At 43.1% G+C, this 18,334-nt stretch carries 20 protein-coding genes and 1 tRNA gene; 11 read left to right on the plus strand and 10 right to left on the minus strand.

From position 1 onward, the window contains the following. Positions 1–99: 99 nt before the first annotated feature. The 6 genes from ABM313_RS17395 (at position 100) to darG (ending at position 4,360) form a co-directional block, all read left to right on the plus strand. Complete coding sequence (locus ABM313_RS17395) at positions 100–450, plus strand: DUF6173 family protein (RefSeq protein WP_434684419.1); 351 nt, start codon at positions 100–102, stop codon at positions 448–450. Between the two features lie 113 nt (positions 451–563). Then, complete coding sequence (locus ABM313_RS17400) at positions 564–1,715, plus strand: hypothetical protein (RefSeq protein ID WP_434684420.1); 1,152 nt, start codon at positions 564–566, stop codon at positions 1,713–1,715. Positions 1,716–1,895: 180 nt separating this feature from the next. Beyond that, positions 1,896–2,135, plus strand: coding sequence for a hypothetical protein (locus tag ABM313_RS17405; RefSeq protein WP_434684421.1), 240 nt, complete (start codon positions 1,896–1,898; stop codon positions 2,133–2,135). Beyond that, positions 2,135–2,542, plus strand: a complete 408-nt coding sequence (locus tag ABM313_RS17410) for a putative toxin-antitoxin system toxin component, PIN family (protein WP_434684422.1) — start codon at positions 2,135–2,137, stop codon at positions 2,540–2,542. The genes ABM313_RS17405 and ABM313_RS17410 overlap by 1 nt, the downstream gene beginning before the upstream one ends. A 100-nt stretch (positions 2,543–2,642) precedes the next feature. Beyond that, entirely contained in the window at positions 2,643–3,293 is a 651-nt protein-coding gene (gene darT, locus ABM313_RS17415; protein ID WP_434684423.1) for a type II toxin-antitoxin system toxin DNA ADP-ribosyl transferase DarT, read from the plus strand. 17 nt (positions 3,294–3,310) lie between these two features. Further along, positions 3,311–4,360, plus strand: coding sequence for a type II toxin-antitoxin system antitoxin DNA ADP-ribosyl glycohydrolase DarG (gene darG / locus ABM313_RS17420; protein WP_434684424.1), 1,050 nt, complete (start codon positions 3,311–3,313; stop codon positions 4,358–4,360). A 79-nt stretch (positions 4,361–4,439) separates the two neighbouring features. On the opposite strand, the gene ABM313_RS17425 is transcribed toward darG, so the two are convergent. Continuing rightward, the gene (locus ABM313_RS17425; protein ID WP_434684425.1) at positions 4,440–5,729 is read right to left on the minus strand and encodes a hypothetical protein; all 1,290 of its coding nucleotides are present in this window, start codon (positions 5,727–5,729) and stop codon (positions 4,440–4,442) included. An 84-nt stretch (positions 5,730–5,813) separates the two neighbouring features. On the opposite strand from ABM313_RS17425, the gene ABM313_RS17430 reads away from it, so the two are divergent. Both ABM313_RS17430 and ABM313_RS17435 read left to right on the plus strand, forming a co-directional pair. Further along, positions 5,814–6,620 (plus strand): DUF1997 domain-containing protein, encoded by an 807-nt coding sequence (locus ABM313_RS17430; RefSeq protein WP_434684426.1) that lies wholly within the window; start codon positions 5,814–5,816, stop codon positions 6,618–6,620. Between the two features lie 39 nt (positions 6,621–6,659). Continuing rightward, positions 6,660–7,355 carry a GvpL/GvpF family gas vesicle protein gene (locus ABM313_RS17435; RefSeq protein WP_434684427.1) on the plus strand — a complete coding sequence of 232 codons (696 nt, stop codon included), beginning with the start codon at positions 6,660–6,662 and terminating at the stop codon, positions 7,353–7,355. Positions 7,356–7,442: 87 nt separating this feature from the next. Here ABM313_RS17435 and glcD read toward each other — a convergent pair whose 3' ends face one another. Both glcD and ABM313_RS17445 read right to left on the minus strand, forming a co-directional pair. Beyond that, on the minus strand, positions 7,443–8,942 hold the full coding sequence (glcD, locus tag ABM313_RS17440; protein WP_434684428.1) for a glycolate oxidase subunit GlcD: 1,500 nt from the start codon (positions 8,940–8,942) through the stop codon (positions 7,443–7,445). Positions 8,943–9,082: 140 nt separating this feature from the next. Beyond that, the gene (locus ABM313_RS17445) at positions 9,083–9,754 is read right to left on the minus strand and encodes a hypothetical protein (RefSeq protein WP_434684429.1); all 672 of its coding nucleotides are present in this window, start codon (positions 9,752–9,754) and stop codon (positions 9,083–9,085) included. Between the two features lie 185 nt (positions 9,755–9,939). Here ABM313_RS17445 and ABM313_RS17450 point away from each other — a divergent pair, with 185 nt between their 5' ends. Both ABM313_RS17450 and ABM313_RS17455 read left to right on the plus strand, forming a co-directional pair. Next, positions 9,940–10,872, plus strand: coding sequence for a methylenetetrahydrofolate reductase (locus ABM313_RS17450; RefSeq protein WP_434684430.1), 933 nt, complete (start codon positions 9,940–9,942; stop codon positions 10,870–10,872). 80 nt (positions 10,873–10,952) lie between these two features. Continuing rightward, positions 10,953–11,471, plus strand: coding sequence for a DUF3172 domain-containing protein (locus ABM313_RS17455; RefSeq protein ID WP_434684431.1), 519 nt, complete (start codon positions 10,953–10,955; stop codon positions 11,469–11,471). 74 nt (positions 11,472–11,545) lie between these two features. Here the strand turns inward: ABM313_RS17455 and isiD are convergent, their stop codons facing one another. The 5 genes from isiD to ABM313_RS17480 form a co-directional block, all read right to left on the minus strand. Continuing rightward, the gene (isiD, locus tag ABM313_RS17460; RefSeq protein ID WP_434684432.1) at positions 11,546–11,779 is read right to left on the minus strand and encodes a protein IsiD; all 234 of its coding nucleotides are present in this window, start codon (positions 11,777–11,779) and stop codon (positions 11,546–11,548) included. A gap of 24 nt (positions 11,780–11,803) precedes the next feature. Continuing rightward, positions 11,804–11,895, minus strand: a tRNA-Ser gene (locus ABM313_RS17465). Positions 11,896–11,942: 47 nt separating this feature from the next. Further along, complete coding sequence (locus ABM313_RS17470; protein ID WP_434684433.1) at positions 11,943–12,230, minus strand: MSMEG_0570 family nitrogen starvation response protein; 288 nt, start codon at positions 12,228–12,230, stop codon at positions 11,943–11,945. A gap of 112 nt (positions 12,231–12,342) precedes the next feature. Continuing rightward, on the minus strand, positions 12,343–13,494 hold the full coding sequence (locus tag ABM313_RS17475) for an MSMEG_0565 family glycosyltransferase (protein ID WP_434684434.1): 1,152 nt from the start codon (positions 13,492–13,494) through the stop codon (positions 12,343–12,345). Between the two features lie 3 nt (positions 13,495–13,497). Further along, positions 13,498–14,361 (minus strand): class I SAM-dependent methyltransferase, encoded by an 864-nt coding sequence (locus ABM313_RS17480; protein WP_434684435.1) that lies wholly within the window; start codon positions 14,359–14,361, stop codon positions 13,498–13,500. Between the two features lie 321 nt (positions 14,362–14,682). Between ABM313_RS17480 and ABM313_RS17485 the strand changes: the two genes are divergently transcribed. Further along, complete coding sequence (locus ABM313_RS17485) at positions 14,683–15,888, plus strand: NAD(P)/FAD-dependent oxidoreductase (protein ID WP_434684436.1); 1,206 nt, start codon at positions 14,683–14,685, stop codon at positions 15,886–15,888. On the opposite strand, the gene ABM313_RS17490 is transcribed toward ABM313_RS17485, so the two are convergent. Beyond that, positions 15,850–17,112 (minus strand): MFS transporter, encoded by a 1,263-nt coding sequence (locus ABM313_RS17490; protein ID WP_434684437.1) that lies wholly within the window; start codon positions 17,110–17,112, stop codon positions 15,850–15,852. The genes ABM313_RS17485 and ABM313_RS17490 overlap by 39 nt on opposite strands. A 134-nt stretch (positions 17,113–17,246) precedes the next feature. Then, on the minus strand, positions 17,247–17,954 hold the full coding sequence (locus ABM313_RS17495; RefSeq protein ID WP_434684438.1) for a pentapeptide repeat-containing protein: 708 nt from the start codon (positions 17,952–17,954) through the stop codon (positions 17,247–17,249). Positions 17,955–18,334: the final 380 nt, after the last annotated feature.

Raw genomic sequence — 18,334 nt, forward strand, 5'->3', positions numbered from 1 at the left:
ATGGTCTTTGAAATATGACTATGATGCTCTAGATGTAATTGATCTCTTATAAACCACACAAGAATTTGTTTGAACGATAATTAATATTAGGATTTAACTATGGCTACCATAATCACTGAACCACCTAACTATAATAACCCTAGTCTTGCACATCAAACGTATATATGTCTCTTGAAAGAGATCGCTAAATTTGAAAGCACCTTAAATGTTGATGAAGAAATTGGATATTTTCTTTTCGCGTCATTTGCTGGTGGAACTCATATTTCTGTTGAGTCAATATATTCCTCAGATCCTTACTTTGTCGTTTTTGAAGGAATTATCCATAATACGAATCAGAGGACAAAACTTGTGCAGCATTCAACACAAATCAATGTTTTATTTGTGGCAGTTAAAGTTCAACCAGAAGAGAACAGAGAACCAAATCGGACAAATCGGATTGGATTTGTTTAACAATTTATTTCTTGATTCTTACTAGCAAATTCTAGCCAACATGATGCGGCTTAATCTGCCGTCGGTTGACTTTCAGGCTACAATTATAAAATACATATCTGAGTATTATCAACATGGCTGAAGATGCAAGGTATATAGAGCTTGTAGGGCAAGATGGTAAACCAAAAGCTTTGCTGGTTGGCTATGGTAAAAACTGTAGTAAGCACATTATTGAGCGCTGGCAGCAACGCCCCCAAGAGTCTCCCAGAGGAAACATCCATGCGTCTATTGTGGATCAAGTTAGCAGGGCTATACCTACAGTAATATCAGCAGGTCTGACTAGTGGTAGTGTATTTCAGGTAGTGGGTACACCTGCATTAGTTGAAGGAATAAAAGCTGGTACACATACTTTGATGCAGACGGGTGGGGCTTCGCTTGGCACAGTTGTGAGTACTTCAAGTGGACAAATTGCTGGTCAGTTACGATTTGCACCTTCTTCAATGGCTCCTGTAATTGCTCCAATGGCTATTTGGTCAGTACTTAATGGAATTGCGGGGACATTACAAATGCAACGCATTAATAGAAGATTGGATGTAATGACACGAAAACTTGAAAATCTTGCTTTTCGACAAGAAGCCGAGACTTTGGGTAGAGTGTTTCAGGCGATTAAAACACTGGATGATTTACTTGACGAGTATTTTCACACAGGTATTTTTACTCAACCATCAATGACAAGATTGGCAATTGTAGAACAGGAAATTGGCTCAGTTTTAGAAAGGAACAAGCTTATTGTTGAGTATTTTGCTGAAAGAGCTAGAGTAGTTCAAAATGCAAAGGGAACTCAGGGGGCAGAACAGTCATCTGTGTTATTGCAAGAAGAAGGCTCTACAACAATTCACGATATGCAACTTTTGAGTGGTCTAATTTCTGCACAGTCACGAATTCAAGAAGCCCATCTCTTTTATGCGCTTATGGAAAATCCTAACTACGTTGATCGTCATCTGGAAAAAATGCAGGATCGAGTTGAAGAACATAAAAAAGTTATTTCTGGATTCCCTTCAATCAGTGAATTACAAAATCACGCTAGACAATGTGTAAATGATATGAACTGGTTTGAAAAAAATATTTTTAATCGTTCGACAGTAAGAAATGTTCGCCAATCTGAGAATATCAGAGATCCCTTTGTGGCAGGGCAAAACTCATTAAATGCCATTCCAAGCTACTGTTTTTGGAAAGATGAAAATGGCATCAATGTAAAAATTGATCGCTCAGGACAACTTAGTTAATGAGATTCCTAGATGAGCCGATATGCAGACAACTCAAGTAACCGTAAATTTATCTCTCCCTTTTAAATCACTTATCGAAATGATCTAGTCTTTGCACACTCAGGTAAGTTGAGTTAAATCTCTCTGAGATGAAATGTTCTTAGCAAATACAATTTAGAGTTAATATCTGGAGAATAAAAAATGCCAAGCCTAACACTAAGCAACGAGCAAGTTGTAGAACTTGTTAAACAACTCCCACAAGAACAAAAAATAGAAATTTTTAGATTCCTACTGCTTTCTCAATGGCAGCAATGGCAAGACTTATCTAGTTATGGAGCTGATAAAGTAAAACTTGCCGCAAAAGAGCGTGGCTATGATTGGGAAAAGATGTCAGAAGAAGAAAAAGAAGAATTTATTGATTTAGTAGTCCACGAAAAATAGTGAAATACATCGTTGTTTTTGACACAAACATTTTGATTTCTGCATTGTTTTCACAAACTGGCAGCCCATTTCGAGCATTAGCCCTAGCTAAAATTGGGCAAATAGAATCCGTTACCTGTCAAGAAATCATGGACGAATTTGCAGAAAAGCTATTGTTGAAATTTAAGTTCTCTGAAGACAAAACTCAATCTGCTGTAGGCGAGATTTTGAGCTTTTCTCGCATGGTCAAAATTTCTGGAACACTCAAAGCAGTTCCTAACGATGCAGATGATGACATGGTTATCGAATGCGCCGTAGTTGGTAACGCAAGCCATATAGTCACGGGAGATAAGCATCTTTTATCACTTGTCAAATATCAAGACATAGCGATCGCTAAAGCTACTGATTTTATTAATTTATTCTCTTAGGTAGCGATCGGCTATGCAGACAACCCAAGTAACCATAAATTTATCTCTACCTTTTGAAGCGATCATCGAAATGATGCGCCATAACAATTTGGGTAATTAAATGGCATCCGTTCCCCCCAGTCCCAAGATTTATCACATTAGCCATATCGACAACCTGCCTAACATTGCAGCCAATGTGGGATTAGTTTCAGATGCAACCCGCATAGCAAGAAATATCTCTTGTTCAGTAGTGGGGATGTCCACTATCAAGGAAAGAAGACTCAAAGAGATAGAAGTCCCATGTCATCCGAAAACAATGGTTGGACAGTATGTACCTTTTTATTTCTGTCCACGTTCAATAATGCTGTATATGCTGCACATGGGAAACCATCCAGATATTAGCTATAAAGGCAGTCAACAACCGATAGTTCATCTGCAAGCCGACTTCCATAAAGTCATTAATTGGGCAAACTCAAACGGCGTAAGTTGGGCTTTCAGTAATGGTAATGCAGGTGCTTACTTGACTAACTTTTACAATCATCCCTCTAAACTTAACGAGATTGACTGGGGCGCTGTTTCTTCTTCAGATTTTCGTGATGCTAAAATCAAGGAGGGCAAACAAGCAGAGTTTTTGATGTTTAATGTCTTTCCGTGGACATTGATCGAGAAAATTGGGATAATCAATAGTACGATGGCAGCAAAGGTTAAGGCGACTTTAGCAAATGTCGCACATAAACCCGTTATAGCCGTAGAACCTAATTGGTATTTCTGATAGCAAACGTTAAACCCATGATTGAGCTAACTCAAGGCGACATCCTCAAAGCTGACGCTGAAGCGTTGGTTAACACCGTCAATTGTGTTGGCGTTATGGGACGTGGTATTGCACTGCAATTCCGAAAAGCTTTTCCAGAAAATTTCAAGGTTTATGAAGCAGCTTGCAAAGCTAACGAAGTACAAGCTGGCAAAATGTTTGTGTATGACCTTAATCGTTTGTATGCTCCTCGATTCATCATCAACTTTCCCACTAAGCGCCATTGGAAAGGCAAAAGCAGCATTGAAGATATTAAAGCTGGTCTAGAAGATTTAATAAATGTGGTACAGCAACATCAGATTCGCTCGATCGCAATTCCTCCATTAGGTTGTGGTTTAGGTGGTCTAAACTGGGAAGATGTGCGCCCCCTAATTATTGAGGCTTTTCAGTCCCTACCAGAAGTAGCTGTTTTGCTCTTTGAGCCTGTAGGTGCGCCTCAAGCTAAGTCAATGGTCAAGGAGAGTAAAGTCCCAAATATGACTGTGGGACGAGCCGCTCTATTAGGACTGATGCGCCGCTACTTATCTGCTGTTATGGACCCTACCGTTACTCTTTTAGAAGTGCATAAGCTTATGTACTTCATGCAGGAGGCTGGCGAACCTCTGCGGCTAAATTACCAAAAGGCTCCCTATGGACCTTATGCTGAAAATCTACGCCATGTTCTTAGTTATATTGAGGGGCATTTTATCAGTGGCTATGGCGATGCTGAAGATCGACCAGACAAGCCACTAGAGTTGATTCCTAATGCTTTTGAGCAAGCCGAAAACTTTCTTGCAGAGCATGAGTCTACAAGACTCAGGTTTGATCGTGTTGCCGATCTGATTAAAGGATTTGAAACAACTTTTGGAATGGAATTGCTATCAACGGTACATTGGGTTGCCACGAGAGAAGAAGCAACAACCGCAGAATTAGCTGTCGCCAAAATCTATGATTGGAATACTAGAAAACGTATGTTTGAATCCCGTCATATTCATGTAGCGTGGGAACGATTGCATGAGGCTGGTTGGCTACCAAAATTCAATAATTGAAACTGAATGATATTTTGATTTATCGGGCGATCGCCTTAGCATCAAGCCATAAAACAGCGATCGCCTAACATCTAAAAAGCTATCGATCTTTATTCTCCTTGAGCATTTTTGCATATTCTTGATCCGTCAAATCCTGCTCAGTGGTATAGGCAAGATTGTTTTGATCGATCGCCTCTTGCTTCATTGCAAAAGTACGTGCAAAATCTAGCTTTTCGCGCAGAGTCGAGGATGGATTTTTGAGTTGGTCGGCACGGGCGGCGCGTTTTTGGTTGCGATCGCTGATCCCACCATTTAAGTACTGCAAGACAAAATAGCGTACCAAAGGCGTAGATAGAAACAAAACGGCATAACCCAGCAAGAACCCATAGGCAGCTTTGATAAATCCTAAAAATCCAACAAGGGATGTGGCTAATCTGGGATTACCCAGCAAACTGCCCAGATAGAGCGAGGCAACTAGATAGAGAACCCCTAAACCGATCGCCAAAGCAATTTTGCCTTGAGAGGCTTGGCTAAATTTCCAGAGTTTTTCTTGCAAATAAGAACTAGTAGTCTTGGCTTTGCGCTCAGTAGCAACCTTTTGCAATTCAGGAAATTTATAGGCAAGGGTTCCTGCATCGCTGACTTCAGGAAAACCGTTAAATTTGGACAAAACGGGAATCACAAAATATTCATCACCCTCTAGACGGCTAGTTTCATCAAGATAGGGCGCAATTTGCTCAGCAACGACCACACCATTATTACTACGAATCATCGCAGCAATCTCACGCCAACGACGTTCTTCGAGGTCAGAGTTAGGGTTACCATCACCAAATAAAAATGAAAATACGCTTTCTAAAAAGCCCATTTCATCGGGATCACGCTGGCGAACTTGCTCTGGCTCGTAGTAGTAAGGGTCAAACATGATAAAGGGATTACCGAAGGGGTTGCCCCAACCACCAAGCCAAATAAATCCGCCACCACCGCGATCGCTACGACGATCATCACGGTCATTGTCACTACCCTTTTGGCTATTCAAGGCGATCGTTGCCGCGATAATACCTAGCACCACGATAATAATCGAGACAATTAGTAAAATGCCAAAGGAAATGCGGATCGCGTAAAACAACCATTTCCAAACACCTTTAAGCCATTCTTTGACCTGTAGCCAAAATGAACGACTGACTAGAATTTGCCGAAAATTTGGAGCAAATTTGTAGGCAATCTCGCCAGACTCGGCAACTTGGAGATTGCCACCCGTTTCCGAGGCTAGCGCCAGCACTTCACGTTGCGCTGTATTGAGATCAAGTCCAGACTGTGCCGCCACATCACCTATCGTGACCCGATAGTTGAGCTTTTCGACGGCTTCCATCACTGCTGTACGCGGAGCCATATGCTTTCCCTAATCGAACTTCTAAGACTATTATGATGGAAATAGTTAACAACTAGCGCATCAGCAGTTTTTAGGATATCCGTCATGCAGCAAGAACCAATGCGATCGCCTGCAAATCAAGATTTAATTTCAGCATCAACAGGGGATGGGGACTCTGAGTTTATGTTAACGCCTGAACAGGAAGCCGCCATGCTTGCCGAATATGGCAATAATGATGATTCACAGTTTGATCTACAAGATCCTGACGATGAGACTAATCCCAAGGATGACAAAAATTTAGAGCAGAAAGCTGACCCAAGTTCGGATTTACAACATTTTCGTAATCATTACATTGGCAATATGGATCTGTTGGCTGATAAAGCAACCGTAATGAAATATCTTGATGCTCATCAGGGTTGGTTTCGGCGATGCGCCCATCCTTTTAAAGCTGATCCAATTGGGGAAACTGGCTATGCAATGGGTATCGGTAAGGTTGGAGCTTTGGGTTTTCAGGTTGATGCCAGAGTGGGGTTAAACTTGTTGCCTCCCGATGAAAATTGCGTTTATCGGATTGTGACGATTCCGATTCCTGAGCAATTACCACAGGGGTATGAAGTAGATTTTCAAGCAGAGATGCGCTTAGAGCAGAAGAAACTAGAACCAAAAGCAGGAGAAAAGCTAGGAAATAATCCCATCATCACCTCAATTGAATGGGATTTACACCTCACAGTTTCCCTGCATTTTCCTGCCTTCATTCAGCAACTAGCCAAGGACATGATTCAGAAAACAGGTGATAGCGTGTTGGGATTCATTGTGCAGCGTGTCTCTAAAAGCTTGACCGCAAAAGTGCAAGATGACTTCCATAAGACCCATGAAATTAAAGTTCCCAAACAGATTAAGCTACGAAGATAACCTTTGTCCAAGGAAAAAGGAAAAAGGAAAAGAGAAAAAATGCTTTATACTTTTGCGATTATGCTTGCGCCAGCCCCAGATGTGCAACCATTGGGAATTACGGGCAAGCCTATTCAATATTTACCATGCGATCGCCTAATTGCGGCGATCGAACCAGATATTGACATTGAAGCGCTCAAACTATTGCCAGAGCAATCTTTGATGCAAGTAATTATTCAACACGATCGCCTAGTTTGTGAATTATTTAATCAGCGCACTTTATTACCCTTACGCTTTGGAACGGCGTTTGTCTCTATTGCTGCTTTGGAAACCTATTTACAAACAGAATCAGAAAGGTTATTGGCTAGTTTACAGAGACTAGATGGCTATGCCGAATTTCTAATTACTGGTTCAGCGATCGCCCCCAAAGCGGAAGCTGCTACAAACCTCAAAGGTAAGGATTATCTCTTAGCCAAGCGATCGCAATATTTACAACAGGAACAATGGCGATCGCAGTTACAACAGGAAGTTCTCGACTATCGTCAGACAATCACTGATAACTTGAATTCTGAAATCTATAAACCTGAATTTCAACATGTGGAAACTCAAGGTTCAGAAGATGTGCGTGTATATGCATTACTGCCGCGATCGCAGGTTGAGTTTTTACAAGATACATTGCGATCGTGGGAGGAACAACATTCCCATTGGCAGATCTCATGGAGTGCGGCTTTGCCGCCCTATCATTTTTTGATGTAGAAGTTTGCAAGTGTCAGCCTTATCTAGGACATAAAACAAAGCGAGTGGCGGCGCGAAGCGCCGCCACTCGCTTTGTTGAGGTTAGATTTAAAAACGTTCCACTAACTTATATTTAGCGTCATGGCTAGGCTTAGCCCCTTCACCACAGGTACGTGGAGTTGGCAAAATCTTGGTCGGATTCGCAATACCCTGCGGATCGAACACATCGCGTACCCATCGCATCGTTTCCAAATCAGTCTCGCTAAACATCTCAGACATATAGCATTTCTTATCAGCACCAATGCCATGCTCACCCGAAATGCTACCACCAACGCGCACACAGAGCTTGAGGATTTCGCCGCCTAGTTCTTCCACCGTTTCTAGAGCGCCAGTTTCCGCATTGTTATACAAAATCAATGGGTGTAAGTTCCCATCACCAGCATGGAAGACATTGGCGACATGGTAGCCGTACTTCTCACTCAGTTTCTCAATCTCCTGCAACACATAGGTAAGCTTAGTACGGGGAATCACTCCATCCTGCACATAGTAGTCAGGACTGAGCCGCCCCATCGCGGCAAAAGCTGCTTTCCTGCCTTTCCAGAGTCTGAGACGTTGTTCAGGATCAGTTGCAGTGGTCACATTTCGTGCCCCATTTTTATAACAAATTTCTTCAACTCGTTTAGCACTTTCGGCTACTTCTATTTCTAATCCATCTATTTCAATCAGCAGAATCGAAGCTGCATCACGCGGATAGCAATTTGTGGCGACGGTATCCTCGACTGCATTGATACTCATGTTATCCATAATTTCCATGCCTCCAGGGATGATACCAGCACTGATGACATCGGAAACCGTTGATCCTGCTGCTTCTACGGTCGTGAAATCCGCTAAGAGAACTTGAATCGATTCAGCCGATTTAAGAATCTTGAGAGTTACTTCCGTAGCAATGCCAAGTGTTCCTTCAGAACCGACAAAAATACCTGTAAGATCGTAACCTGGGCTTTCAGGGATTTTGCTGCCAATATCTTTGATCGAGCCGTCGGGCAGCACAATCTTGGCTCCGAGAACATGATTGGTAGTAACACCATATTTGAGGCAATGCACACCCCCTGAGTTCTCAGCAACGTTCCCACCGATAGAGCAGATGATTTGACTTGAAGGATCGGGTGCGTAGTAAAATCCTGCACCGCTTACAGCTTGGGTTACCCAGTTATTGATTACTCCTGGTTGGACGACAACACGCTGATTCTCAAAATCAACTTCGAGAATCTTTTTCATGCGGGCTGTGACGATCAGTACGGAGTCAGGTAATGGCAAAGCTCCGCCCGATAAGCCTGTCCCTGAGCCGCGAGCCACAAAAGCAACTTTGTAACTCGCGCATACTTTCACTACTGCCGATACCTCCTCAGTGGTCAGAGGCAGCACAACGATCGCAGGTTGTTGCTTATAACTAGTGAGTCCATCGCACTCATAGGCGAGTAATTCTTCGCTTGTACGTACCACGTAGCGATCGCCGACGATGGCGATAAAGTCCTTGGCGATCGCCTGCCAATCAATAGCCTGTGTTGATGCTGAAGAAATATTAGAGATGGGGGCGATCGCGGTCATGCTGCATTTACAAGGTAGTAATTATCCTGATTTTAAAGTATAGCAAAGCCAGTTTTGCTTAGGACATAAACCCCAAGAAGTGAGTGGCGGCGCGAAGCGCCGCCACTCACTTCTTGGGGTTTGGTTTGTTACTCAAGCGATCACAAAGATGATTGTAACTTTTGGGTCAAATACCAACATCCATTGCGATGTTCAAAGATATAGGCATTAGGCGCTCCATAGGTTTTGACAAGGCTTTCTTCTTGAGCATTACCATTGCCTTCATATTTGTATTGGGCTTTGATATAGTCCACTCGAAATGTTTTGTCGTCAATTTTTTGGATGTCTATCTTCAGCCGAGTATAAGGACTGTTATCAACTGTTGAAGGAACTAGCTGTACCCATTGATAATCTCTAAGATCAATACTGAATTCGTCATTCTTTCTACTCATCGTTTCGATTAGTTTACTTGGGTCTTGATAATCTCTTACTTGGATGTAGGGTGAAGTAAAGGGATAGCGTATTTCATTGCCTTGATTATCTTTGCCACGCACAAATTGCTCGAAAAAACTTCTATATTCTTCTTTGCTACATGATGCTGGAAGGTTAGCCTGACTCAGTTTCTCAACTTCTAAGCTCTTAGTTTCTATACTTGCATTTCCAATAGAACTACTATTGCTTTGGGTTGGAGTAGAGGTTGGCGTGGGGTTACTTGTAATTTGAGTATTGACTCCTCCTGATATGGGTTGATCGATCGCCGCTTTGGTGGATGATATCCCACATGCTTGAACTAGAACCACTAGAGTCATTGCAAAGATCTTTCGATAATTCATACAAATTGTTGTTTAGCCCAAGTATTATCGTCTGTCCCATTAGTCGGGAAACAGTCAATTTTGTTCCATGTAATCAAGAGGTTAGGCAGCACTTCGCGCCGTTCATCCTAACCTCTTCACTACCTGTAATCGCAATAGTTTAAAATGCAGACAATCTTAAAATTCTTTTAACAGTTTTGTTTCGCATGATCGAGCCGCCCCAGTCAGTATTTGAGCAGTCAGAGCCACCCTTTACCAAATTTCGTAAGGCGATCGCCAACAAGGAATTTCTAATCACGGCTGAGGTGTCGCCACCCAAGGGCAGTGACCCCACCCATATGCTCGAACAAACGCGATCGCTCAAAGGGCGTGTTCATGCGGTGAATATTACCGATTCCAGTCGGGCTGTGATGAGCATGAGTCCTGTCGCTGCATCAGTATTGATTCAGCAACAAATCGGGATTGAAACTATTTGTCAAATCGCCTGCCGCGATCGCAATCGGATTGCTTTACAAGGTGACTTATTTGGGGCAGCAGCCTTGGGCATCACGAATATTTTGGCTTTGACGGGCGATCCTGTAAAAGCAGGTGACTCTCCCGATGCGCGATCGGTTTTTGACTATGAATCAGTACGCTTACTGCAATTAATCCAAAAACTGAATCAGGGTCTGGATGCTAATGGAAAAGCTCTGCCCCATCAAGGTACTAACTTTTTAGTAGGAGCCGCCGTTGATCCGCAGTCGCCAAGCTGGTCAGGTTTACAAAAACGGTTTGAGCGTAAAGTCAATGCGGGAGCGCAATTTTTTCAAAGTCAATTGATTACTGACTTTGATCGCCTTGATAAATTTGTGAATCAAATTGCGAATCAATCAGATAAACCGATTTTGGCAGGCATATTTTTGATTAAATCCGCTAAAAATGCCTTGTTTCTGAATAAATTTGTCCCAGGGGTACAGATTCCTGAGCATATTATCGATCGCCTCGCCAAAGCGAAATCTCCGTTACAAGAAGGCATGGCGATCGCTGCCGAACAAATCCAAACTGCGCGGCAAATCTGCCAAGGTGTGCATATCATGGCAATTAAAGCCGAACACTTGATTCCTGAAATTCTTGATCGGGCAGGTGTCGCCGTTCTCTAACTTTCGAGCGATTTACTCAGCAAATTGCTCAAATTTTCAGCATTTTCGGTTACCCTAGGAAATAACCCTAACTCACATCTATGGCAAGACGTAGATATTCTTCAACTCTGAACCAACCTCCTACTGAACCAAGGTCAAATGGTACAACCACTAAACTCGCGATCGCAGGCGCAATTTTTGCGGTCGGGATTGGTGTTGGTATAGCTTTGTCTACGCTCAATCCTACACCGCGTACCGTTGATGCGATTCGTTTAGATAACCTTGCACCTAGCCGTGATTTTTGCAATAACTATGGGGCATCGGCAATGGTGATGAGTAGCCGTGTCTATGTCACACTTAATCCTTTTAATGTGTTCATCAGCCAAGCCGAACCTGTGCCTGGGTGCGTCGTTCTGCCCAACAACTGGAATTTGCTATTACAAAAAAATGTAATTAAAGAAGCTGATATTCGTCAATGCAAAGACAGGATGAATACCTTTGGCTTTACAGGTGATCTAGAAAAAGCTCCTACTGTTGATTGCATCTACGAAAGCAAAAATGCTACCGAAAAGTTTACCAACGGTTTACCAGCAACGCCGAGTCCTAGTCCTCAGCCATAAAAAAGTGCGTTAAGCGCACTTTTTTATGATCTCAAAGAAAAAGCGCCGATTAGCGGCGCTTTTTCTTTGAAGATTTAGCATTCATCAAATGCTTCAAGATCTAATAAATGACGGTATGGCTCGGCTAATTCTGAACCTTTAAAGGCTAATGACCGCAAAATATGCCAATCATTCAAACTCTCAAAAGCATTGGCGTAGTCATCGCGCTCTAATCGATCTGCAATTGCTGCGACATCTGACGCAGTAAATTTACTAGGATCAACTTCTGGAGCTTCGCCTACTACATCCTTGGAAGGGTTATCAACCATATCGCTCTATGACAGTCTTGTGAACGGAGAGAGAGGGATTCGAACCCTCGGTACGGAGTTACCTGCCGTACAACAGATTAGCAATCTGCCGCTTTCGTCCACTCAGCCATCTCTCCAAATTTATAAGGAATTATATCTTATCAGATAGCGTGCATAATGCAACCTAATTGTTAAATTTAATAACTTTCACTTTGGGCTGCTCGATCTCAGAAAACTTTGCCGCTTTTGCCTCGATCTCCTGTAACTGTCCTAACGCTAATCCACAGGGAAATCCATATTTTGCCTTGACCCGATCGCTAGCAATATTTAGCGCAGTCCGCGATCGCTCTACAAAATCCACTAGGTCGTACTCAGTATCGGGCGCAAAATATTCCTTGACGATTAAAGATGGTGAATAGCAAGAGTCTTGAGAGTTGTCTGGCCAAGTGATTTGAAAACGGACTTCAGGCATAAAATTTCCTCAAAATGATGGTAAACGGCGCTTTGCGCCGCCTAAGAGACAATTACCAAAAACCGTAAAGTTGCGACCCTGCGGGTCGCAACTTTACGGTTTTTGGCTTGTCTTAGCTACTTAATACCATTTTTGCATAATGTGTTGTATGCATTTGAGCCGAATTTTCCCATGTGTATTTTGTCAAAATTTCTTGGCTAGCTTGGATTAGAGACTGACTAAAATCAGGGTTAGTAACTAAACGCATGGCTTGAGCGATCGCCTCAATATCATCAGGAGCAATCAGCACAGCCTGTTGTTCAGATAAAAATTCCGTAAAGGGCGGACAATTAGAAGTGATCACTGGTAAACCCGAAGCGATCGCCTCCATAATTACTAAGCCCCAACCTTCCTTAGACGAGGGAAAGACAAAAGCATCAGCGCAGCGATAAAGTGCAGGTAATTCAGCATCCGTGAGAACGCCTGTAATGATGAGGGATTTCTCTATATCTAGCTCCTGTGAGATCGCCAGAAATTGCTCTCGATAATCCTGATAGTCAAATAAGGTTGCACCTCCTGCGATTACTAACTGCGATTCTGGGAAGTCCACTAAAACTTGAGCAAAGGCTTGAATTAATTTAATTGAGTTCTTGCGTGGTTCAATCCCGCCTACAGTCAAATAAATTGGTGAGCCTGTTAAACCAAATTTTTGGTTGATTTGTAATTCTGTACCATTGTGATCGCAGGAAAATCTTTGCAAATTCACCCCATTAATTACTCGCGGCGCATGGATTTGATAATGTTCATAAATTTGGGTTTGCCAGCCAGCACTTACACATAGGCAAAGCTCAGCTTCTCGAATAGAACGATCCTGACAAGCCTGTAAATAGGGACTGTTGTAGTCTTCGATATGATGAATAGTGCGGATAAAGTGGGGAATGCGTCCTTGCAATCGCAAAATTGCTAATGCATTGGCACTGATGCAGTCTTGAGCATGGTAAATATCATAATCAAGGTTTGAATTCTGTAAGTAATTCACAAATTCCTGAATACGTTGCTGGATTAGCTGATCGATTTCCTGTGGTGCAGGTTGGGCAAGAATTGGTTGAACTTCACAGGACAAATGGCGATCAAATCCTGAACCATCTTTGTCTAATGCGTAGATACATACTTGATGTCCTAATGCTTGCAATGCTTCCGCAAGTTCTAGAGTATGGATCACGCTCCCTCTAGGTTTTGTGGAGTAAGTGAGTAAAGCGATGCGTAATTTAGAAAACTGCGGCATGGATTATATTTTATGGGCAACGTGAAAAGCCGAGATGAAAGAGAGGTTGAGGCGATCGCCTTGATGTTTATGAAGCGCTTCTTGCAAATTTGTAAATAGATGATTTCTGCTGTTCTCGGCTAGAGCGATATATGGCGAAAGTGTACTCAGCAGTAAAAGATAATCATCAAGGCTATAAACAACTTGATGGATTGAAGATTCATATTTGACATTCTTAAAATACTCTGAATCAGTGATGAGTTCACTGAACTTCAGAAAATCTGCTTGATGATTTTTCCTGCCTTCATGTCTAGCATATAGGGGAATCGAAGGCGCTAGGGTTTCATACACCGCATCAACGATTTGATAGGTTTCTTCATTTAGTTGGGGTGGAGTATTCCATAACAGAATCAGAGATCCTTGCGCTTTCAGGGCTGCTGCGGATTTTGCGTAGGCGATCGCAGGATCAATCCAATGCCAAGAAGTCGCCGCTAAAACTGCATCAAAGCGATCGCGTTCCAATTGCCATTCTTCAAAGGCAAGATTTTGAATTTCGACATGGGGATAGTCTGCACAGTTTTGTTTGGCTAATTCGGAAGCCTCTCGATTGGGTTCTAGACTCAACATTTCAAAGCCAAGCTGAGCAAAGGGAACTGTCGCGATCGCGGGACCAGAACCTAATTCGAGAATTTTGGCTTTTGGGGGCAACTGAGCAAGCTCAATTACACGATCAATCACTGCTTGGGGATATCGAGGTCTGACACGATTATAGGCACTCGCTACTGAGCCATACCAATGCTTTCGTTCGCCTAAGTCTTTGCCAGCGTAGTCTTTTACTACTTCTGTCCAAGTTTTATTACTGATGTGACTTCGGCTTTCTTTGCCCATTATCTTTCTACCTAAAGCAGTTTTTACAGCTAGCGCTCCAAGAAGTTAATGGCGGCGCAAAGCACCGCCATTAACTTCTTGTTTTTGTGGTCTAACAAGAATGGCGACAGCTATACATTAACTTTACAGCGATCATCTTAAATTTGCTGTAGCGATCGCCAGTATGCAAAAAATTGCGCGTAACATCTATAGTTGTGAGAGTGTGCCCCGATGGGGCGCACTCTCACTATTTATTGCGGTTTTCAAATGAGTTCGGACTGATTTGAAAACTAAAAAGTAAACATAATCAGGGTTTTGAGTTTTCATTTTGCCTACAGCAAAATGAAAACTGCAATAATTAAAAAAGAAATACCGTCAAGGCAAAATATGAATTACGATGCGATCGCGATCGGTGCAGGGCTATCGGGCTGTAGTGCTGCTATCCAACTGGCAAAGCTGGGCTATCGTGTCCTACTGCTAGAACAGAGCCACTATCCGATGCATAAACTTTGCGGCGAGTTTCTATCCGTTGAAGTAACTGAATCATTTGAGCATCTAGGCATAATGGAACAGGTTCGCAAAGTTGGCGCACAGCCAATTCATCGGGCTTACTTAACCACCTCTGGCGGAGCATCATTTCGGAGCAAGCTTCCTAGTACTGCCATGGGACTGAGCCGCTATCAACTAGATTTGATGCTATTTCAAAGAGCGCAAGCGATGAACGTAACTTGCATTGATAATACTAAAGTTACGGGCGTGACAGGAAATCTCACAGAAGGATTTACCGTGAATACGACTAAAGGAGAATTCTCTGGAAGACTAGTATTAGGAGCATTTGGTAAACGTTCTTCCCTCGATCGCACTCTTAATCGCTCATTTATGCAAAAGCGATCACCTTGGGTTGCTTATAAAGGACATTTCACAGGTGTGGATATTGCTGACGTGATCGAGCTGCATAGTTTTCCTAACGGCTATTGTGGACTATCGCAAATCGAAACAGGGGAAATTAATGTCTGTTGGATTGCCCATGAATGGGTGATGAAAGAGCCAATACATCCAGAGTTAGATATTCCTGAATCCTTAGCCAAAAATCCAGTCCTCGCCGATCGCTTTCGTCAGATGCAACGAGTTTCACTATCGCTGCAAGGTTTAAGCCAGATTAGTTTTGCTCTCAAAGAGAATTTCTATAACGACATCTGCATGATTGGCGATACGGCAGGAATGATCACGCCGCTGTGTGGGGATGGGATGGCGATGGCGTTGCGATCAGCGGAAATTGCGGTTCCTTTCGTGAGTCAGTTTTTAGAAAATCAAATCACGGCGATCGTCTTTAAACAGCAATATGCGATCGCATGGCGTAAAGAATTCCAAACGCGCCTGCAACTGGGACGGATCATGCATAATTGCTTTGTCCAGCCACAACTGGCAAATGTGGGCGTGAGCCTGTGTCAAATGGCTCCCGCTTTGGGGAATTGGATTATTGGCGCAACTCGCGGCAAACCAAATCCTCTAGTCAGCAATGATCTTGCCAGTAATGCGCTCTCCTAAGGCAATGCCTACACCTGCAATTAGGAAAGTAATCGCTGTTAATACAATCACATTTGGTGTCGAGAGCATGTCCGCAGGTTTTGGAACGAGATAACCAAAAATCGCGATCGCCCCTGATAGCCCACCAAAAAATGTGCCAACGGTTAATCCCCCTAATGATTTGGGAACCATAGTGAGGGCAAAGGCAACCATGCCATTGTTCACGGCACTGAGACAGGTGAGCATCAAGAGAATACTGATGATGGCAGCGATCGCACCATAGCCGAAGGATAGCAATCCTAAACCTGCGGCAATTCCACCCAAGCTAATCATCATCAGGCGTTTGTTATCCAGCAACTTACAGAGGTTTCCTGTCAACAGGGCTACCAATCCTTGGGCAATCAATGCTGAACCCATTAGCACCTCAAAGGAGAAGCCCGTGAAACTTGTCAGATCTGCTTTGATCGTTCGGGGTAATACATCTCCCATCAGCAAGCGGATGCCTAAGCCGATCGCTGCTCCCACCAGCATGACGATCGCTAAGTTGATCCAGCATTCTCGAATGGGTAATGGTTCATTTTTTTCTAATTCGGGATTGAGATTTTTGGGAATGTAGATCATCGCACTTCGCAAGCTAGCCACACTTGCTAGTAAGACGATTGAGGCGATTGTAAAAGTCACGGGTGCGCCCAGCCCTACAATAAATTTCGTCGCTAAGGGTCTGATCGAACCAACAAAACCACCGACTAGGGTTAACACACTGCCTGCAAGCGGTAATTTAGTCGCTCCCGCAAAGATACCTAGCAGACACATAACGGGACTCCGAAAGCTTGCCATGACGATCGCCCAAAGAATGGCTAAGCTGATCAAAAGTACCCGCGTAATCTCGCTTGATCCACCAAAGATCACCACGCAGGGCAATCCGATAAATAAAGCTGTTGAAGCGATCGCAGCAGCAACAATGAAAGGCATTCGTGAGCTATACCAACGCTGCCAGCGATCGGACAGACCACCAAATAATGGCTCGACGATTACGCCGATCGCGCTTTCGATGACCAGTATCAGTGCTGTTAATTGTTGTGCTTGATTGGTGGGATAGCCAAAAACCTGCTCGATAAACTTTGGCAAATAAATACCGTAGGCAATCCAAGTCAGCGACATGGCTCCCTGAACTGAGGCTAAGCCCCATACTTGGAGCCAACGCACTTGACTTGATGTTTGATCTGATGTTGGGGCGATCGCCATAAAGCTTCCTCATTTTGTAGCAATTTTAATTAAAGAGAGTCGCAATGCGACTCTCTTTAATTAAAATTCTTGAGGATGTTGCACAGCAATATACTCAAGAATTTTGTGTTTAATTACATCGCAAAGCGATGTAATTAAAATTTGGTGCAACCTTGCATCGAGATCCTGCCGTCGGGCATCGTTGCACGACAGAGATTGGCTTGACTCAAATCCGCATTAGTCACATTCGCATTGGTAAGGTCAGCACGATACAAATCTGCCCCCTTGAGATTTGCACCTGTCAAATCTGCACCATAGAGGCTCGCATTCCGTAGAGAGGCATTAGTAAGATTTGCGCCATTGAGCTTAGCGTAGACCAACTCAATATCAATTAAATTGGCATTTTCTAAATTAGCTTCGGTTAAATCTGCATATTTCCAGCGACTATTACGAGCATTTGCCCCTGACAAATTTGCTTGGATCAAATCGCTATGAATCAAGAAAGTATTTCGCAAATCAGAATTGCTGAGATCTGAGCCACGAAAATCAGCATAGTAAATAGTACTAAAAGCCAAAATTGCACCAGAGAGGGCACTTTTTCGTAGATCCGCTACGTCAAGGAATGATTCGCGTAAATTAGCTCCATTTGCGGCAATCCCGCTCAGTTCGCAGCGCTGACAAGTGCGATGTTCCAAAAGAGCTTGAAGATGTTCATCATTTTGAGCTTGTACGCTCGATGTGAGTCCAATGGTCATGACACTAGCCACAAGAGCGCTAGCGATCGCAGTCACGGTGTGAGTAAAGGCTGTTGACTTCATAAGAAAAGTACCATTATTTAGCAATCCCTCTTTAATTGTTATCATACGCTCCCTCTATACAACACCGCAAAATGTAACAAACCATAAAAGTAATAATGGGTGAGTTATAGCTAAGTACCTGTGCAAAATAAATTACCAAAACCCGTAGAGTTGCGCCCCGCAGGGGCGCCACTCTACGGGTTTTGTTTTGTAATTAATTATGCCTAGCTACTTATAGCCACATGTATCATGACAAACCAAAACCCAAATAGTGTGAGGCGGCGCGAAGCGCCGCCTCACACTATTTGGGTTTTATGTCCTAACAAGAATGGAGACAGCTATATTACATCCAAACCCATAAGATTATTCCCCCTGCGGCGGTTAATCTTACGGGTTTGGATAATTTATATATCGGCGCAATAACGTGATATGTGATGCTTTTAATT

The organism is Pseudanabaena minima str. Chao 2107, assembly GCF_051131155.1.
Classification (GTDB): Bacteria; Cyanobacteriota; Cyanobacteriia; order Pseudanabaenales; family Pseudanabaenaceae; genus Pseudanabaena; species Pseudanabaena minima.

What these genes read in the sequence shown, in the direction of transcription:
- ABM313_RS17490 (WP_434684437.1), bottom strand. Translation starts at nt 17,112, where the DNA reads ATGGCGATCGCCCCAACATCAGATCAAACATCAAGTCAAGTGCGTTGG.
- ABM313_RS17485 (WP_434684436.1), top strand. Translation starts at nt 14,683, where the DNA reads ATGAAAACTGCAATAATTAAAAAAGAAATACCGTCAAGGCAAAATATG.
- ABM313_RS17450 (WP_434684430.1), top strand. Translation starts at nt 9,940, where the DNA reads ATGATCGAGCCGCCCCAGTCAGTATTTGAGCAGTCAGAGCCACCCTTT.
- darG (WP_434684424.1), top strand. Translation starts at nt 3,311, where the DNA reads ATGATTGAGCTAACTCAAGGCGACATCCTCAAAGCTGACGCTGAAGCG.
- ABM313_RS17405 (WP_434684421.1), top strand. Translation starts at nt 1,896, where the DNA reads ATGCCAAGCCTAACACTAAGCAACGAGCAAGTTGTAGAACTTGTTAAA.
- ABM313_RS17475 (WP_434684434.1), bottom strand. Translation starts at nt 13,494, where the DNA reads ATGCCGCAGTTTTCTAAATTACGCATCGCTTTACTCACTTACTCCACA.
- glcD (WP_434684428.1), bottom strand. Translation starts at nt 8,942, where the DNA reads ATGACCGCGATCGCCCCCATCTCTAATATTTCTTCAGCATCAACACAG.
- ABM313_RS17435 (WP_434684427.1), top strand. Translation starts at nt 6,660, where the DNA reads ATGCTTTATACTTTTGCGATTATGCTTGCGCCAGCCCCAGATGTGCAA.
- ABM313_RS17480 (WP_434684435.1), bottom strand. Translation starts at nt 14,361, where the DNA reads ATGGGCAAAGAAAGCCGAAGTCACATCAGTAATAAAACTTGGACAGAA.
- darT (WP_434684423.1), top strand. Translation starts at nt 2,643, where the DNA reads ATGGCATCCGTTCCCCCCAGTCCCAAGATTTATCACATTAGCCATATC.
- ABM313_RS17455 (WP_434684431.1), top strand. Translation starts at nt 10,953, where the DNA reads ATGGCAAGACGTAGATATTCTTCAACTCTGAACCAACCTCCTACTGAA.
- ABM313_RS17430 (WP_434684426.1), top strand. Translation starts at nt 5,814, where the DNA reads ATGCAGCAAGAACCAATGCGATCGCCTGCAAATCAAGATTTAATTTCA.
- ABM313_RS17400 (WP_434684420.1), top strand. Translation starts at nt 564, where the DNA reads ATGGCTGAAGATGCAAGGTATATAGAGCTTGTAGGGCAAGATGGTAAA.
- ABM313_RS17395 (WP_434684419.1), top strand. Translation starts at nt 100, where the DNA reads ATGGCTACCATAATCACTGAACCACCTAACTATAATAACCCTAGTCTT.
- ABM313_RS17470 (WP_434684433.1), bottom strand. Translation starts at nt 12,230, where the DNA reads ATGCCTGAAGTCCGTTTTCAAATCACTTGGCCAGACAACTCTCAAGAC.
- isiD (WP_434684432.1), bottom strand. Translation starts at nt 11,779, where the DNA reads ATGGTTGATAACCCTTCCAAGGATGTAGTAGGCGAAGCTCCAGAAGTT.
- ABM313_RS17495 (WP_434684438.1), bottom strand. Translation starts at nt 17,954, where the DNA reads ATGATAACAATTAAAGAGGGATTGCTAAATAATGGTACTTTTCTTATG.
- ABM313_RS17425 (WP_434684425.1), bottom strand. Translation starts at nt 5,729, where the DNA reads ATGGCTCCGCGTACAGCAGTGATGGAAGCCGTCGAAAAGCTCAACTAT.
- ABM313_RS17445 (WP_434684429.1), bottom strand. Translation starts at nt 9,754, where the DNA reads ATGAATTATCGAAAGATCTTTGCAATGACTCTAGTGGTTCTAGTTCAA.